We start from the raw sequence: 17,037 nt of genomic DNA, 5'->3' as shown, positions 1-17,037 counted from the left end.
AAGCTTTCTATTTGTTTGAATTTTACATTCCACTATACGAAATATATTTCGTATAGTGGAAAATAATAATGGAATGATCCTCTATAGTAGATTCTTCATTCCTTAATTTTAAAAATATACTCAGTCCATAATAAAATTAAACAACTAAGTTCAAACACACCCTAGCCAAAACACAGCTAAATAATAACACACCCCATTTTATTTGTCAATAAATCACGAATAAATTTTCAAGTCAGTTTACTCAGAATATTATGTGCTCAATTGGCGGGAGTATGTGGGAATCGAACCCACCTAAGAAGCTATTAACTCCTCAAACTGGTTTTGAAGACCAGAGGGCACACCAGCACCCATCTACTCCCAAATGACATTTTTTTCATATTTACTCCTCAATTATAACATATGATGTTTTAGTGTCAAGATAATTATCCCATATTTCTCATATATTGCAAGGTAACTGTATCTTAAAAGTAGTTCCTTTATGTTCTTCACTACTTACTTCAATCTTTCCCTGATGCAGTTCAATAATTTGTTTTGATATAGACAATCCTAATCCTGTCCCTCCAGTTTGTCTTGATCTGGCTTTATCTACTCTATAAAATCTTTCAAAAATATAAGGAAGACTATTTTTTGGAATACCTATTCCATTATCTTTAATTTTTATTACTACTTCTTGTTCTTCCTCATAAAGTAAAACTTTAATTTGTCCTTCTTTATGAGTATATTTGATAGCATTAGATAAAATATTGGTAAGAGCTTGTTGCATCTTAATAGGATCAATTTTGATCTGTATTTTTTCAAAATGAATAAAAGATATATAAATATTTTTTTCATTGGCCAAAGGTTTTAAGGTACAAATTAATTTTTCTATCAAATCATTTATATAAGTAAGTTGATATTCTACCTCTAATTTTTCTTTATCAATATCTACTAATGACAATAAACTTTCTATAATTTTATTGAGTCGATCTACCTCTGAAACGATATCTTTTAAAAATTCTTTATATGTATTTGGCTCTATTATATCTTCATGTAATAAAGATTGGGATAAAAGTTTAATTGCACTTAAAGGAGTTCTAAGTTCATGAGATACATTTCCAACAAATTCTTTTCTTTGTTTATCTACTTGAAAAAGCTTTGTACTCATTAAATTAAAAGCACGTGCCATATCTGTTAATTCGTCATGTCCTCTTAATTCCACTCTTTGTTCTAAATCTCCTTGATACATTTTATTTATACTTTTTGTAAGTCTTTCAATAGGAGTTGCAATTACATGTGCCAATAAAAAGCTAATAAACCCTGTAATAGATAAACATAATAAAGACAAATAAAAATATCTTCTCTTCATATCTCTAATACTTTTATAAACATCTTCTAATGAGGAGGAAATAAATATAGACCCATACACCTCATTCTCAAATAAAATAGGTATAGCAATATATATACTTCTTTCCTTGGATGAATATTCTTTTGCAACGCTTTTCCCCTTTAAAGACTCTTCAATCTCCCAATTACTTATTTTTGTATCCATAGAAGTTTTGCTCGTATCATAAAGGACTTTTCTGTCCTTGCTCACTATTAAAATCCTAACTCCTAATTCTTTACTATATCCATCCATAAGACTTATAATTTCATCGTTACTAATTCTTCCAGTTTGATAATTACTGACATAAGACGACATAATCTTTCCTTGAGAAATCAAATGCATCTTTTTTTCATAAACACTATTGAATCGAATCACTTCACTAACAAAAGAATTAATTAGCAAGAGGGTAATTACATTTAATAGTAAATAGGTAAAAACTAATTTCCACCTTATACTAATAAATTTTATCTTTGGATTTAAAATAATAACCCACTCCCCACTTTGTTCGTATGTATTCTGGTTTGCTAGAATTTGGCTCTATTTTTTCTCTCAATCTTCTAATATGTACATCTACTGTTCTTAAATCTCCAAAATATTCATATCCCCAAATGACTTCTAATAATTCTTCCCTACTATATATTTTGTTAGGATTCATAGTCAAAAGTATAAACAAATCAAATTCCTTAGCTGTTAAGTTAATCTCTTGATTTTTTAAAAACACTTTTCTCCCTAATGTATTAATTATGAATTCATCTATCTCTATGATATTTGTAGACAATGGTTCTTTTACACTTACTCTTCTTAAGATAGCTTTAATTCTCGCCTTTAATTCTAATATGTTAAATGGCTTTGTAAGATAATCATCTGCTCCATATTCTAAACCTAATATTTTACTAGAGTCTTCTCCTTTAGCTGTTAAAATAATAATAGGCACTGTGGAATTATATCTTATTTTTTTACAGACCTCTAAACCATCTATTTTAGGAAGCATAAGATCTAGTATAATCAAATCATATTCGTTCTTTAGTGCTTTATTTAGAGCTTCTTCTCCATCTATAGCTGTATCAATCATATAATTATCTTGCTTCAAACTATATTGTAGTCCTTTTAATATAATAGGTTCATCATCTACAATCAATAATTTATAGCTCATAAATACACCTCTTTTATATATTTGTTATTTCATTTTATATAAAATAGCTACCTTCCTAGGTAGCTACTGTAGTACTCTTTTTTCGCCTACTCTCTTTGTAATTTTTTTCTGATCAAAAATTTCCAAAATAGGTAGGGCATATTTTCTTGTAGTATTTAGGAGGTCTCTAAATTCACCAAGAGTGATAGCTCCATTTTCTTTTATGTAATTTTTCAGCATTTCTATAGCTTTATTATAATTTTTTACATGTATGAGTATATCTTCATCTACTTTTATTAAAGTTCCTACATCTATCATACCATATAACACTTGTTCGTATTGTTTTTGATTTTTTATATTTTTAAATAATTCTTGTGTAGAAGGCATCTTAAAAGGGGTTTCCAAATAAATTTTTTCTATTTGATTTTTTATTTTTTCCTGCTCTTTTGTATATTGTATTTTAAAATCATAAAGAGCAATAAAATGATTATATTGCTGTATTGTCTTTTTTTGTATAAAATATAGGATTATTTCATCATACAGTTTTGATTTTATTTGATTTAATATTTTATTTTTCAATTCTTCTTTCAACATTCCAAACTTCAAAGGATTCTTATAATGATATTCATTAAGAATATGAATTATATTTTCTTCTATTTTTTCTACATAAGATATATGCAATATGGTATTTTCCAGAAATTTGATCAAAACATTTTTTTTCACCAGCAGCTCAATAATATTTAAAGTTTGTTCTTTGCTCATTCCTGTTTGTATTTTATAAAAATCAATATTTTCAAACTTACTGCTAAATCTTTTCACTATTTCTTCAACAATATCTTCATTTTTACCTTCTTCTTTTGTTTGAAGCATTTTAATAGTATCTTGTTTAAATCTTTTGTGTTTGATAGGATTTGCTTCTAGAATACGTCCTCCCCCAATGGTCTCCATCGGAGAATAGAAACGAATCACTATATGATCCCCTCTTTTTGCTACAATTTCTTCTTCTAAGCGAAGTTGAGCATATGAACTCTCTCCTGGATTTAATTCTTCTTTATCTAATAAAACAATTCTACATAAAATTTCACTTGTTCCATGATAAAGTCTCACTCGATCTCTATTTTTGAGAATCCTCTTTGTATGTTTTAATAAATCAATTCTTACATCCATCATCATAGAAGGTTCCATAGAACTTACTTGTGCTAAAACATTTCCTCTAAAAATTTCTTCCCTTTTTATATTCGCTAAATTTATAGCAACTCTTTGCCCTGCATAAGATGTGTCTACACTTTTTCCATGTACTTGTAAATTTCTTACTCTTATTTGTATATTTTGAGGATATAGCATAATAAGATCTCCCACATGAACAATTCCTTCCATCTGTGTTCCTGTAACTACCGTTCCAAAACCTGCTATAGAAAAAACTCTGTCAATAGGAAGTCTAAATGAACGATGAATGTCCTTTACATCTGTAACATTGGTCATTTCATCTACAATTTGTATAAGCTTTTTAAGCCCCTCTCCTTCTGTAGCAGATACACAAACCATAGGTGCATCTTCAATAAAAGTTCCCTTTATTCTTTCTCTAACTTCTTCTTTAACAAGATTTAACCAATCTTTATTAACTAAATCTATCTTTGTAAGTACTATAATTCCTTTTTTTATTTCTAATAATGAAAGAATATCTAAATGTTCTTGCGTTTGAGGCATAAATCCTTCATCTGAAGCTATTACTAATAATACAATATCTATTCCCAAAGCTCCTGCAAGCATATTTTTAATAAATCTCTCATGTCCAGGTACATCTATAATTCCTGCTGTTTTTCCACTAGGTAATGAAAAATGAGCAAAGCCCAATTCAATGGTAATTCCTCTCTTTTTTTCTTCTTTTAAACGATCTGCATCTACCCCTGTTAATGCTTTGATTAAAGTAGTCTTTCCATGATCTATATGTCCAGCTGTACCTATAATGATATGACCCACACTATGCACCTCTTCTCCTTGACAATACAGCCTTTATTCCTTTTAAAATAATCAAAAATTCATCTTCATGGATTGTACGTACATCTAAAATAATATGATGCTCATGAATCCTTGTAATGATCGGTATTTCATAATTTCTAAGAAAATACTCAAATTCATTAGGCGAAAGTCCTCTACACTTTATTCTAATTAAAGTTGTAGGAAGTGTCTCAAGAGGCATAGATCCTCCTCCTACTTGAGAAAATCCATCTATCTTTTCTATTTGACAATCCTTTATATTTTCATTTAAAAGATTATACAATTTTTTTGCCTTTTTATCAATCTCTTCTCGTGTTATGGTTAACATATAAAGAGTTGGAATTTCTTTTATAACTTTTTTTTCATCTAAGTAAATTTTTAAAGTAGCTTCTAAGGCAGCTAATGTCAATTTATCCACTCTAAATGCTCTTGTATATGGATTTTTTTTCATTTTATCTATGTATTCTTTCTTTCCTATAATTATTCCTGCTTGTGGTCCACCTAATAATTTATCTCCACTAAAGGTTACAATATCTGCACCACTCATAATACTTTCATAAACAATAGGCTCTTTATATAATCCATATTTGGAAAAATCTATTAATGCTCCACTACCTATATCTTCAACAACCGGAATATTGTATTTTTTTCCCAATTGCACTAGTTCTTTTAAATCTACATCTTGTGTAAAACCTAGAATTTTATAATTACTTGTATGTACTTTTAATAAAGCTCCTGTATACTCTGTAATATTTTTTTCATAATCATCCAGATGAGTTTTATTAGTCGTTCCCACTTCAACTAAATTTGCTCCACTTTGCTCCATTACATCTGGAACTCGAAAAGAGCCTCCTATTTCTACAAGCTGTCCACGAGATACGATGATTTCTTTATTCTTTACTAAAGTGTTTAATACAAGAAATACTGCTGCTGCATTATTATTGACTACAAGTGCAGACTCCGCTTTTGTCAATTTGGTAAGCAAATTTTCAACATGAGCATATCTTGACCCTCTTTTTCCAAGCTTTATATCATATTCTAAATTAGAATAATTTGAAGCAATGTTCCACACCTCTTCTTTTATAGACTCACTAAGTAGTGCTCTGCCTAAATTGGTATGTAACACCACTCCACTTGCATTTACTACTCTTTTTAGATTCATTCTCTTTTTTTCTTTTACTTTTCGAATAATTTTTTCTTGCAATATTTCATAATCTATAGAAAAATTTTTAAAATGATGATCGTCACACTCTAATATTTCTATTCGAATCTCATCCAAAGATTCTCTAATACTTTCAATAACAATGCTTCTCGGTCCTTTCTTTAATAAATTTTGAATTTTTACTTCGCTTAACAGGTGATCTACTTTAGGAATAGATGCCATCATTTCTTTCTTAGTAGACATAAAAACGCCTCCATTTTTTACATTTTGCACAATTTTCATTATTATCTCTAGTTATTTTAAATTATAACATATTATTTAGAAATATTTACCTTTGATTTTTTTATATGTTTTTCTTATCAATTTTCAGATTTTTTTAATTTTTCTGAAAATTTATTGATTAAATTAAAAATTTCTTTTATAATAATAATAAGGAATATTATTTAAAAAAGGAGGTTATTATATGGAATCAATCACTCATCTCATAAGTACAATCGCTAATTTTGCTTGGGGACCTATTATGATTGTATTATTAGTAGGTACTGGTTTTATTCTTACTGTAGGAACACGAATTATTCAATTTAGAAAATTAAAAACTTCTTTTAAGCTTCTTTTTGAAAAAGACGAGTGTGATGATGGAGACATTTCAGCTTTTCAAGCACTCATGACTTCTATGGCTGCAACTATAGGAACTGGTAACATCGCTGGAGTTGCAACAGCTATTGCGGTTGGGGGTCCTGGTTCTATATTTTGGATGTGGGTAACTGCAGCAGTTGGTGGGGCTACAAAATATGGCGAAGCTGTACTGGCTATTAAATACAGGATTACAAATGAAAAAGGAGAAAAATCTGGTGGTCCTATGTATTACGCAAGTATGGGCATGGAAGATCAATATGGTGGAAATTGGAAATGGCTTGGATGGATATTTGCTTTCTTTGGAGTAGTGGCTTCTTTTGGTATTGGAAATATGGTTCAAGCAAACTCTGTAGCATCTTCTTTAAATACTTCACTGGGACTGCCTTATTTTGTATCTGGAATTATTATTGCAATATGTACTGGTTTAGTAATAGTAGGAGGAATCAAAAGCATAGGTAGTGTTACAGAAAAAATGGTTCCTGCTATGTCTATTATCTATGTAATTGGTGCTTTGATCATATTATTTAGCAAAGTATCTATGATTCCTACAGCTTTTTCTTTGATTTTTTCAAATGCTTTTACAGGAAGTGCTGTAGGTGGAGGATTGATAGGTACAGTTATTCGTATGGGAGTAGCTAGGGGTGTATTTTCAAATGAAGCAGGTCTTGGAAGTGCTCCTATTGCTCATGCAGCATCTACTACAAATGATCCTATCCGTCAAGGTATTATCGGTTCTTTAGGTTCTTTTTTAGACACACTAGTAGTCTGTACTATGACTGCTTTAGTTATTTTAATATCTGGACTTGTGAATATTGGAAAAGATGGTATTATGTTTATTCAAGATAACCTTACAGGCGCAGCCTTAACTACTACTGCTTTTAGTAAGTCTCTTCCTGGATTTGGAGGTTTTATTGTATCCTTTGGATTAATATTTTTCGCTTTTTCTACAATATTAGGATGGTATTATTATGGATCTAAATGTTTAGAATATATTGCTGGTATTAAAGCTGTTGAAATTTATAAATGGTTTTGGATTTTGTTATGCTTTGTAGGTTGTATTGCAAAATTAGATATCGTATGGGATTTATCTGATGCCTTTAATGGATTAATGGCTATTCCAAACTTAATTGCACTTATTGGACTTAGTCCTATGATCTTTCATATGACTAAGGAATATGAAAAAAAACAAAAACAACTTAATTAAACACTTTTATTATTTATTAATTCAACATATTCTATCTTTTAAAAGGTAAAACCAAAAAAAGTTGGCTTTACCTTTTTTAGTTGCTTTTATTTTTAAAATATTCTTATGTTTCAAAATTTTCTTGAATCTATTTTTGCTTTATTGTATACTTGTAAATAAATATATAAAGTATACTATGAAATTTTTTAATAAATACCTTTCAAAATTTCTCATTTCACTGAAAATTTCTGTTACTCAACATAGTTATAATTCTTTTCACTCTAACATGATCCAAAATATAAGATTTTTTATAAAATAAAAAAAGGAGGTTTTTTTATGGAAGCCATAAATGGCTTTATTAGTATGATTCGAAACTTTGTATGGGGGCCTATAATGATTCTTCTTCTAGTCGGAACAGGTGTATTCCTTACTATTGGAACACGTGCAATTCAATTTAGAAAACTAGGATATGCATTTAAGATGTTATTTTCAAAAGAAAATAAAGAAAATGGTGATATTTCATCTTTTCAAGCACTTATGACTTCTCTAGCTGCAACTATTGGTACAGGTAATATAGCAGGTGTTGCTACTGCTATTTCTATCGGAGGTCCTGGATCTATATTTTGGATGTGGATTACTGCGGCTATTGGTGGGGCAACCAAATTTTGTGAAGCCTTTCTTGCAATCCGATATAGAATTACAAATGAAAAAGGTGAAAAATCTGGTGGTCCTATGTATTATGCAAGTATGGGTATGAAAGAAAGGTATGGAGGAAATTGGAATTGGCTTGGATACTTATTTGCTGTATTTGGATTTTTTGCTTCTTTTGGTACTGGTAATTTAGTTCAAGCAAATTCAGTTGCTTCTTCTTTAAAAGCGTCCATGGGCTTATCACCTTACATATGTGGAATTATTCTAAGTATTACTGCTGGAATAGTTATTATAGGAGGTATCAAAAGTATTGCAAAAATTACTGATAAACTTGTTCCTACTATGGGTATCATCTATATATTAGGTTCTTTAGTAATATTAATCAATCAACATCATATGATTCCAAAAGCTTTTTATTTGATTTTTTCTAACGCTTTTAATGGAAAAGCTGTAAGTGGTGGATTTATTGGAGCTGTTCTTAGAATGGGGGTAGCTAGAGGAATCTTTTCAAATGAAGCAGGTCTTGGAAGTTCTCCTATTATACATGCAGCATCTAAAAATAATGATCCTATCAAAGAAGGTCTTATTAGTTCATTAGGATGTTTTTTTGCTACATTAATTATATGCACTATGACAGCTTTAGTTATTTTAGTTTCTGGTCTTATTTCTATAGACAAAAATGGTCTTATGATGATATCTGATAACCTTTCTGGTGCTGCTTTAACTACTGTTGCTTTTAATTCATCACTTCCTAATCTAGGTGCTTTTACTATTTCTTTTGGATTGATTTTTTTCGCCTTCTCTACTATTTTAGGTTGGTATTACTATGGAGCTAAATGTCTTGAGTATATTGCAGGTGTTAAAGCTATTAACATTTACAAATGGTGTTGGATTTTTTCCTGTTTTATAGGATCTATAGTAAGATTAGACATTGTATGGAACTTATCTGATGCTTTAAATGGCCTTATGGCTATTCCAAATTTAATTGCCCTTATTGCTTTAGGCCCTATGATTTTTCACATAACAAAAAAATACGAATATAAAAAAAATATTAAAAACCCTGTTTTTTATAGACCTTCTCATAATACAAAATATTATATAAAATAAAGTACCCTATTAAGGTACTTTATTTTATTTTTATATATATATCTTCTTTAGACTTTACTTCTCCTACAATAGCAAATTCAGTAGTTAAATTCTCTTTATAAAATTCTTCTAATTTTTTTGCATTTTCTTTTGGTAATGATATCAATAATCCTCCTGAAGTTTGAGGATCAAACAAAATATCTTTCATATAAGGTATTACATTTTTTTCAAAGAATACATGATCATTGATATAAGCTGCATTTTTATATGCTCCTGCAGGAATTAAACCCATACTTGCATTTTCTATAGCACCTTTTAAGACAGGTACTTTTTCGCTATAAATATCTAAAGTTACACCACTCGCTTTTGCCATTTCATAAGCATGTCCTAAAAATCCAAATCCTGTTATATCTGTACTGGAATTTGCCCCTACTTTTTTCATTCCTTCTCCTGCTACGTTATTTAAGCTGGACATAACTTTCATGGTATGATCTATTAAATCTTTTGAAAGCATTTCTGCTTTTATAGCTGTATTTAAAATACCAGTCCCCAAAGGCTTAGTAAGAATCAATACATCCCCTGGTTTTGCAGTATGATTTCCCATTACTTCATTAGGAGATACAGTTCCAGTTACAGAAAGTCCGTATTTAGGTTCATTATCATCTACACTATGTCCTCCTACTAACAAAGCTCCTGCTTCTTTTACCTTATCTGCTCCTCCTTTTAAAATCTCAGTTAGTACATCCATTGATAGACAAGTTGGAAAACAAACTATATTCATAGCGAGTAAAGGTATTCCTCCCATGGCATATACATCGCTTAAAGAATTTGCTGCTGCAATTTGACCAAACATATAAGGATCATCTACAACTGGAGTAAAAAAATCTAGTGTTTGTATAATGGCTAAATCATCATTAATCTTGTATACTGCTGCATCATCAGAAGTATCTAATCCTATTAAAAGGTTTTTATCTTCTACTTTTGGTAAATGACACAATACTTGTGCCAAGGTCTCAGGACCAATTTTTGCCGCTCATCCTGATGATCTACTCATTTGTGTTAAACTCTTATGAATTGTCATCCCTACACCCCCTTATTATGAATGATGTTATCATATTTATTCTACAAATTCAATAAATACAAATTTGATCTTGAATATTTTCAAATTTTTTCTTTCCAATTCCTGATACATTCATTAGATCATCTATATTTTTAAAATTACCATTTTTATTTCTATAATCCATGATTCTTTGTGCTAAAGATGCACCTATTCCATCTAAGGATTGCAAATCAGTTAATGATGCTGTATTGATATTTAATTTTTGATGATCTGAATTTTTATCTTGGTTTTCTAACAAATCACTTTTATCCATATATTCACCCATTTTATGAATATACACCTGCTCGCCATCCGATAATTTTTTAGCCATATTTATTTTTTTACGATCTGCTGTTTGTTTTAAGCCTCCTGCAATTGTAATCGCATCTATCATTCGATCTCCTTTTTTTATCTTTACTACTCCCTCAAGTTCTACTTCTCCACAAACATCTACCATAATCCATTCATCTTCCTCTTCATCCTGTTTCGTATCTTCTAAATTTTTTTGTATACTTTCCTCAATAATGATTTCTTGTGATTTGTTCACATGTGTATAGATCCCTATCAAAAATATTCCTACTATCAAAACTCCTAAAAGAATACTTTCTTTTTTTTTAAATTTATCCATAAAATTCCCTCCTTATTATTCTATGGATAGATTGTTCATTTTTATGGTTTCTTATAACAAAATAAAATTTTTATTAAGTTTTTCTTTATTTTTTGTTATACTAATAAAGTAACCCTTCATTCCTATAAATTAATAAACTAAATTTTAATATTTCATTCGAGGTGGAATTATGAAAAAACAAACTCTATTTCTTGTTATCTTACTTATATGTTCAAACTTATCTATTAGTTTTTGCGAATCAGTAAATCCTGATCCTATTATTACAGCCCCAAGTGGTATTTTAATAGATGGAACTACAGGTGATATATTATATGAAAAAGATGCTCATACTCCCATGTATCCTGCTAGTACAACAAAAATAATGACAGCTATTTTAACACTCGAAAAAACAAATCTTAATGATAAGGTAATCATCGACAAAGATTCTCCTTTTACAGGTGGAAGTAGAATTTATATTATAGAAGGTGAAGAATTTACTGTTGAACAACTTCTTTATGCATTACTTGTTAATTCTGCAAATGACGCTGCTGTTGCATTAGCAATACATATTTCTGGTAGTGTAGAAAATTTTGCAAAACTCATGAACAAAAGAGCAAAAGAACTAGGTGCAAAGCACACACATTTTATAAATCCTAATGGTCTTCCAGATCCTGATCATCTTAGTACTGCTTATGACTTAGCTATGATTGCTAAACATGCTATGACAATACCTAAGTTTAGAGAAATTGTGAAAACTGTAAATTATGATCTCCCACCTACGAATAAACAAGAAGAAACTCGTCATCTTTATAATTCTAATCGATTCCTTTGGGGAACAGGTAGCCGTAATAAAATACTTTATCAAGAAAACTACGTAAACATCAAATATGATATAATAGAAGGAATCAAGACAGGATATACGGTTGCAGCTAGACAATGTTTAGTAACTTCAGCAAAACAAAATAATCATCGCCTTATTAGTGTAGTTTTAAAAGCGGAAGGAAAAAATATATATATCGATTCAAGAACGCTTATTGACTATGGATTTGATCATTTTAAATTTACAAAAATTATAGATGCTAGAGAAAAAATTCAATCTATACCTATTAAAAATGGTACCAAACAAAGCATAGATTTGTTAACAAAGTCGTCTTTATACAAAGCTATTCCAAAAGATAAAGAATTAGGTTCTCTTAACCAAATCATAAAACTAAATGAGGATATTAAAGCACCTATTGAAAAAGGACAATCTTTAGGAAATATTACTTATACAACAAGTGGTAATATTTTAGGAAGTATTCCACTTGTTGCATCAGATTCTGTTTCTATAGAAAAAATCAATTCTTTTTCTTGGGTCAAAATTATATTATATGTTTTGCTTTTTTTATTCATTGTTTTTTTAATTTTTAGAACGATTATCACCATAAAACGTATAAAAAAAAGAAAAAGAAATTTAACAAGGAGGTTATAGTATGACTCACAAACTTTTTATTCCAGGACCTGTAAATGTATCAAAAGATGTACTTCTCAAAATGGCGACTCCTCTGATTGGCCACAGAAGCAAAGATGCATCTATTTTACAAAAAAGTATTTCTGAAAAAATGAAAACACTAATGCATACAAATAATGAAATTCTTCTTTCTACCTCTTCTGGTAGTGGGCTTATGGAAGCTTCCGTACGATCTTGTACAAGAAATAGAGCTGCTATATTTTCAGTAGGAGCTTTTGGCCATAAATGGTATGAAATGGCTATTGCAAACGGAATCACAGCAGATCTTTTTTCATCTGAACTTGGAAAACCAACTTCTCCAAAACAAGTAGATGAAGTTTTATCTACTGGAAAATATGATTTGATTACTATTACTCATAATGAAACTTCTACTGGAATTATGAATCCTATGGAAGAAATCTCTCAAGTCATAAAAAAATATCCAGAAGTAATATTTTGCCTAGATACAGTAAGTTCTCTCGGAGGTGTAAACATAAATGTAGATGATTTAGGTGTAGATATATGTATTGCCTCTACTCAAAAATGTTTAGGACTTCCTCCAGGAATGAGTATTTGTTCTATCTCTCAAAAGGCTATAGAAGCTGCTAAAAAAGTAAAAAATAGAGGTTTTTATCTTGATCTTTTAAAATTATATGAATATATTCAAAAGAAAGATTATCAATACCATTCAACACCTTCTTTATCTCATATGTTTGCTCTTGATTATCAATTAGATAAAATTTTAAAGGAAGGATTAGAAAATAGATTTACTCGTCATAAACAAATGGCAAATTATGTACAACAATGGGCAAAAGAAAATTTTGATTTATTTGCAGATGAAGACTATGCTTCTTATACTGTCACTACTATTAAAAATACAAAAAACATTTCTGTTGCACAACTAAATGAAAAATTATCTGAATATGGATATGTTATTTCTAATGGATATGGAAATCTGAAAGAAAAAACTTTTAGAATTGGTCATATGGCTGAAACTACTCTAGAAGAAATACAGACACTCCTTTCCATTATAGAAAAAATAATCAAATAAAAATGGTGACCACTTGGTCACCATTTTTATTTGATTAAAGCTACAACTTCTATTTCAACATCAGCATCCTTTGGAAGTCTTGCTACTTCTACACAAGATCTAGCTGGTTTATCATTTAAAAAATACTGTGCATATACTTCATTTATTTTTGAAAACTCATTCATATCTTTAATAAATACAGTAGTTTTTACAACATTGTCCATACTTGTACCTGCTTCTTTTAAAATAGCTGATACATTTTCAAGAGATTGTTTTGTTGCCTTTTGAATATCTCCCCTTATCAATTCTCCTGTTTTAGGATCTACAGGGAGTTGCCCTGATGTAAATACAAAATTCCCTACTTTTACCGCTTGTGAATAAGGTCCTATTGCCCCTGGAGCGTTATTCGTATGAATCATAGCTTTTTCCATAATACCCCTCCTAAAATTTATTTATTTTATTACAATATTTACCAATTTTTTAGGAACTACAATTACCTTAATCAGTTTTTTTCCTTCAATCAATGCACTAATTTTTTCATTAGAAAGTGCTTCTTTTTCTAATTCTTCTTTTGTAGCTGTTGCTGAAACTTCTATTTTATCACGCACTTTTCCATTGATTTGAATAACCATTTCTACTTGATCTTTTACAGTAGCATTAACATCATAAGTTGGCCACATATTTTCATAGACACTACGTTCATGTCCTATATTGTTCCATAATTCTTCTGTCATATGAGGTGCAAAAGGAGATAATAAAATAATCATAGTTTCTAGTCCTTGTCTTAATAAAGGCTTATTACAATTTTCTCCTAATTCTTTATATTTATAAATTTCATTTACTAACTCCATTATAGCACTAATAGCTGTATTAAAGTTAAATCTTTCTTCAATATCTTCTGTAACTTTTTTAATGGTTGTATGAATCATATATTCTAAATCTTTGTCTTCCTTTGTTAAAATACCTATTTCTTTTTCATCTCCAATAAAATCTTTTAATTCATCTACTACTCTCCATACTCTATTTAAAAATCTAAAGCATCCTTCAACTCCAGTATCACTCCATTCAAGATCTCTCTCTGGTGGTGCTGCAAATAAAATAAATAATCTTGCTGTATCTGCTCCATATGTTTTTATGATTTCTTCTGGACTAACTACATTTCCTTTAGATTTTGACATTTTTGTTCCATCTTTTAATACCATTCCTTGTGTCAAAAGATTATCAAATGGTTCTTCTATAGGAGAATATCCTAAATCATAAAGTACTTTTGTAAAAAATCTAGCGTATAATAAATGCAAAATAGCATGTTCTACTCCGCCTATATATTGGTCTACTCCCATCCAGTATTTTGCATTATCTTTTTTGAATATTTCTTCTTGATTGTTTGCATCTGTATATCTTAAGAAGTACCAAGAAGAATCTACAAAAGTATCCATTGTATCTGTTTCTCTTCTTGCTTTTTTACCACATTTTGGACAATCTGTATAAACAAACTCCTTACTTGTTGTAAGCGGTGATTCTCCTTTTCCAGAAAAAACTACATCTGTTGGAAGAGTTACAGGTAAATCTTTATCAGGTACAGGCACCACTCCACACTCTTGACAATGAACCATTGGAATAGGAGTTCCCCAATATCGTTGTCTTGAAATCAACCAATCTCTTAATCTAAAATTAATAGTTTTTTTTCCTAATCCTTTTTCTTCAAGATATTCAGAAATTTTTACAAGGGCCTCTTTATTATCTACTCCATTAAATAAATCAGAATTGATCATAACACCTTCATGAACATAAGCCTCTTTTAATTCTTTTATTTCTTCATCTTTTCCCTTTATAACAGGAATAATAGGAAGATCATATTTTTTTGCAAACTCAAAATCTCTTTCATCATGAGCAGGTACTGCCATGACTGCTCCTGTTCCATAATCCATTAATACATAATTAGCAATATAGATAGGAATTTTCTTTTCACTTACAGGGTTAATTGCATATTTTCCTATGAATAAGCCTTCTTTTTCTACATTGGTAGCTGTTCTTTCTATTTCTGATAAATGTTGAAGCTTTTCTTTAAACTTTATTACTTCCTCTTCATATTTAGTACCCTTTGTAAATTGAGATACATACGGATGCTCTGGTGCTAATACCATATAAGTTACACCATAAATAGTGTCTGGCCTCGTTGTAAAAACTTTTAATTTTTCTTCATGTTCATCAATAGAAAAATCTACCTCTGCTCCTACACTTTTTCCAATCCAATTTTTTTGCATCAATTTTACTTTTTCTGGCCAACCTTCCAACTTATCTATATCTTCTAATAAACGATCTGCATAATCTGTAATTTTAAAATACCATTGATCTAAATCTTTTTTTCCTACTACACTATCACAACGTTCACATTTTCCTCCAACTACTTGTTCATTTGCTAAAACTGTTTCACAAGAAGGGCACCAATTTACTGGATATTGTTTTTTATAGGCTAAACCATGTTTATAAAATTGTAAGAAAATCCATTGAGTCCATTTATAATAATCTGGATGACAAGTAGTCACTTCTCGATCCCAATCATAACTAATCCCTAATTGTTTTAATTGATCACGCATTTCTTCAAGATTTTTCCATGTCCATTCATTTGGATGAATCCCATGTTTAATAGCAGCATTTTCAGCTGGAAGTCCAAATGCATCCCATCCCATAGGATGTAGCACATTATACCCTTTCATTTTTTTAAATCGAGCTACTACATCTCCAATAGAATAATTTCTTACATGTCCCATATGAAGCTTTCCTGATGGATATGGAAACATCTCTAATGCATAATATTTTTCTTTTTCATTTTCACTGGTTTGAAATATTTTATTTTCTTCCCAATGATCTTGCCATTTTTTCTCAATTTCATTAAAGTTATATCTTGTCATATGCATTTCCTCCTATATATTTTAATATAATATTTTATGTACTGAAATTATCCACAATTTATTCATTTATATAGTTTCCTAATCAATAAAAAATACCGCTAAAAAATCACATCCCTGTATAGGGACGAGGATTCCCCCGCGGTACCACCCTAATTGACAAATATTGTCCTCTTCATTGGTTACTATAGGTAACATTCATAGAGGCAAGTTCAAAAGGTATCTTTATCGATTTACACCTACCATCGACTCTCTGAAAAAGCTTTCCTTTTTACTACTTCTCTTTACCTATTTAATGATCATTTTAGATAGAATTTTATCATTATTATAAATGCTTTTTTACAGATTGTCAATATCTACTACAGTAGCATCTTTCCATACTCTCTCTATATCATAAAAACTTCTCTCTTCTTCTATAAAAATATGTACTACTACTTGAATATAATCTAATAAAATCCATCTACCTTCATGATATCCTTCTTTATGATCCAGTACGATCCCTTTTTTACCTAATTGATCTTGTATTTCATCTGCTATAGCTTTTACTTGTCTTGTTGAACTTCCATGAGTAATAACAAAATAATCTGCAAAACTAGAAATATTTTTAATATCTAAGATGCGAATATCCTGGCCTTTTTTGTCATCTATATATTTTGCAACATCACAAGCAATTTTTCTAGATGTATTCATAT

The 17,037-nt window shown here is 29.7% G+C and carries 13 protein-coding genes, 1 tRNA gene and 1 other annotated feature; of the genes, 4 read left to right on the top strand and 10 right to left on the bottom strand.

Annotated elements, in window-relative coordinates:
* Positions 1-262: 262 nt before the first annotated feature.
* From EK368_RS05790 to selA, 5 genes are all read right to left on the bottom strand, one after another.
* Positions 263-359: transfer RNA gene (locus tag EK368_RS05790), tRNA-Sec, on the bottom strand.
* Positions 360-436: 77 nt separating this feature from the next.
* Positions 437-1,765 carry a sensor histidine kinase gene (locus EK368_RS05785; RefSeq protein WP_243109368.1) on the bottom strand — a complete coding sequence of 443 codons (1,329 nt, stop codon included), beginning with the start codon at positions 1,763-1,765 and terminating at the stop codon, positions 437-439.
* Positions 1,766-1,817: 52 nt separating this feature from the next.
* Positions 1,818-2,516, bottom strand: a complete 699-nt coding sequence (locus tag EK368_RS05780; RefSeq protein WP_129597347.1) for a response regulator transcription factor — start codon at positions 2,514-2,516, stop codon at positions 1,818-1,820.
* Positions 2,517-2,579: 63 nt separating this feature from the next.
* On the bottom strand, positions 2,580-4,475 hold the full coding sequence (selB, locus tag EK368_RS05775) for a selenocysteine-specific translation elongation factor (protein WP_129597345.1): 1,896 nt from the start codon (positions 4,473-4,475) through the stop codon (positions 2,580-2,582).
* A gap of 1 nt (position 4,476) precedes the next feature.
* Positions 4,477-5,898 carry an L-seryl-tRNA(Sec) selenium transferase gene (gene selA, locus EK368_RS05770; RefSeq protein WP_129597344.1) on the bottom strand — a complete coding sequence of 474 codons (1,422 nt, stop codon included), beginning with the start codon at positions 5,896-5,898 and terminating at the stop codon, positions 4,477-4,479.
* A gap of 220 nt (positions 5,899-6,118) precedes the next feature.
* Between selA and EK368_RS05765 the strand changes: the two genes are divergently transcribed.
* Both EK368_RS05765 and EK368_RS05760 read left to right on the top strand, forming a co-directional pair.
* Entirely contained in the window at positions 6,119-7,495 is a 1,377-nt protein-coding gene (locus tag EK368_RS05765) for an alanine/glycine:cation symporter family protein (protein WP_129597342.1), read from the top strand.
* A 315-nt stretch (positions 7,496-7,810) separates the two neighbouring features.
* A complete protein-coding gene (locus tag EK368_RS05760; RefSeq protein ID WP_129597341.1) occupies positions 7,811-9,232 on the top strand; it encodes an alanine/glycine:cation symporter family protein in 1,422 nt (473 codons plus the stop codon).
* A 19-nt stretch (positions 9,233-9,251) separates the two neighbouring features.
* Here the strand turns inward: EK368_RS05760 and selD are convergent, their stop codons facing one another.
* Together selD and EK368_RS05750 are read right to left on the bottom strand one after the other, a co-directional pair.
* Complete coding sequence (gene selD, locus EK368_RS05755) at positions 9,252-10,292, bottom strand: selenide, water dikinase SelD (protein ID WP_129597339.1); 1,041 nt, start codon at positions 10,290-10,292, stop codon at positions 9,252-9,254.
* A gap of 49 nt (positions 10,293-10,341) precedes the next feature.
* Positions 10,342-10,938 (bottom strand): helix-hairpin-helix domain-containing protein, encoded by a 597-nt coding sequence (locus EK368_RS05750; RefSeq protein ID WP_129597337.1) that lies wholly within the window; start codon positions 10,936-10,938, stop codon positions 10,342-10,344.
* 169 nt (positions 10,939-11,107) lie between these two features.
* On the opposite strand from EK368_RS05750, the gene EK368_RS05745 reads away from it, so the two are divergent.
* A complete protein-coding gene (locus EK368_RS05745) occupies positions 11,108-12,388 on the top strand; it encodes a D-alanyl-D-alanine carboxypeptidase family protein (RefSeq protein WP_129597336.1) in 1,281 nt (426 codons plus the stop codon).
* A 1-nt stretch (position 12,389) separates the two neighbouring features.
* The gene (locus EK368_RS05740; protein WP_129597334.1) at positions 12,390-13,457 is read left to right on the top strand and encodes a pyridoxal-phosphate-dependent aminotransferase family protein; all 1,068 of its coding nucleotides are present in this window, start codon (positions 12,390-12,392) and stop codon (positions 13,455-13,457) included.
* A 26-nt stretch (positions 13,458-13,483) separates the two neighbouring features.
* Here EK368_RS05740 and EK368_RS05735 read toward each other — a convergent pair whose 3' ends face one another.
* From EK368_RS05735 to rsfS, 3 genes are all read right to left on the bottom strand, one after another.
* Positions 13,484-13,867 carry a RidA family protein gene (locus tag EK368_RS05735; RefSeq protein ID WP_129597332.1) on the bottom strand — a complete coding sequence of 128 codons (384 nt, stop codon included), beginning with the start codon at positions 13,865-13,867 and terminating at the stop codon, positions 13,484-13,486.
* A 21-nt stretch (positions 13,868-13,888) separates the two neighbouring features.
* Positions 13,889-16,348, bottom strand: a complete 2,460-nt coding sequence (leuS, locus tag EK368_RS05730; protein WP_129597330.1) for a leucine--tRNA ligase — start codon at positions 16,346-16,348, stop codon at positions 13,889-13,891.
* A 117-nt stretch (positions 16,349-16,465) separates the two neighbouring features.
* Positions 16,466-16,642: a binding site (T-box leader), on the bottom strand.
* Between the two features lie 42 nt (positions 16,643-16,684).
* Complete coding sequence (rsfS, locus tag EK368_RS05725) at positions 16,685-17,035, bottom strand: ribosome silencing factor (RefSeq protein ID WP_129597328.1); 351 nt, start codon at positions 17,033-17,035, stop codon at positions 16,685-16,687.
* Between the last annotated feature and the right edge of the window lie 2 nt (positions 17,036-17,037).

The organism is Anaerophilus nitritigenes (genome assembly GCF_004138215.1).
GTDB lineage: Bacteria > Bacillota > Clostridia > Peptostreptococcales > Thermotaleaceae > Anaerophilus > Anaerophilus nitritogenes.
The sequence above is the reverse complement of the archived record's forward strand: the minus strand, read 5'-3'. Positions and strand labels throughout refer to the sequence as shown.

Coding starts and splice junctions, on each gene's coding strand:
- EK368_RS05780 (WP_129597347.1), bottom strand. CDS start 2,516: ATGAGCTATAAATTATTGATTGTAGATGATGAACCTATTATATTAAAA.
- selA (WP_129597344.1), bottom strand. CDS start 5,898: ATGTCTACTAAGAAAGAAATGATGGCATCTATTCCTAAAGTAGATCAC.
- EK368_RS05765 (WP_129597342.1), top strand. CDS start 6,119: ATGGAATCAATCACTCATCTCATAAGTACAATCGCTAATTTTGCTTGG.
- EK368_RS05760 (WP_129597341.1), top strand. CDS start 7,811: ATGGAAGCCATAAATGGCTTTATTAGTATGATTCGAAACTTTGTATGG.
- EK368_RS05750 (WP_129597337.1), bottom strand. CDS start 10,938: ATGGATAAATTTAAAAAAAAAGAAAGTATTCTTTTAGGAGTTTTGATA.
- EK368_RS05745 (WP_129597336.1), top strand. CDS start 11,108: ATGAAAAAACAAACTCTATTTCTTGTTATCTTACTTATATGTTCAAAC.
- EK368_RS05740 (WP_129597334.1), top strand. CDS start 12,390: ATGACTCACAAACTTTTTATTCCAGGACCTGTAAATGTATCAAAAGAT.
- EK368_RS05735 (WP_129597332.1), bottom strand. CDS start 13,867: ATGGAAAAAGCTATGATTCATACGAATAACGCTCCAGGGGCAATAGGA.
- leuS (WP_129597330.1), bottom strand. CDS start 16,348: ATGACAAGATATAACTTTAATGAAATTGAGAAAAAATGGCAAGATCAT.
- rsfS (WP_129597328.1), bottom strand. CDS start 17,035: ATGAATACATCTAGAAAAATTGCTTGTGATGTTGCAAAATATATAGAT.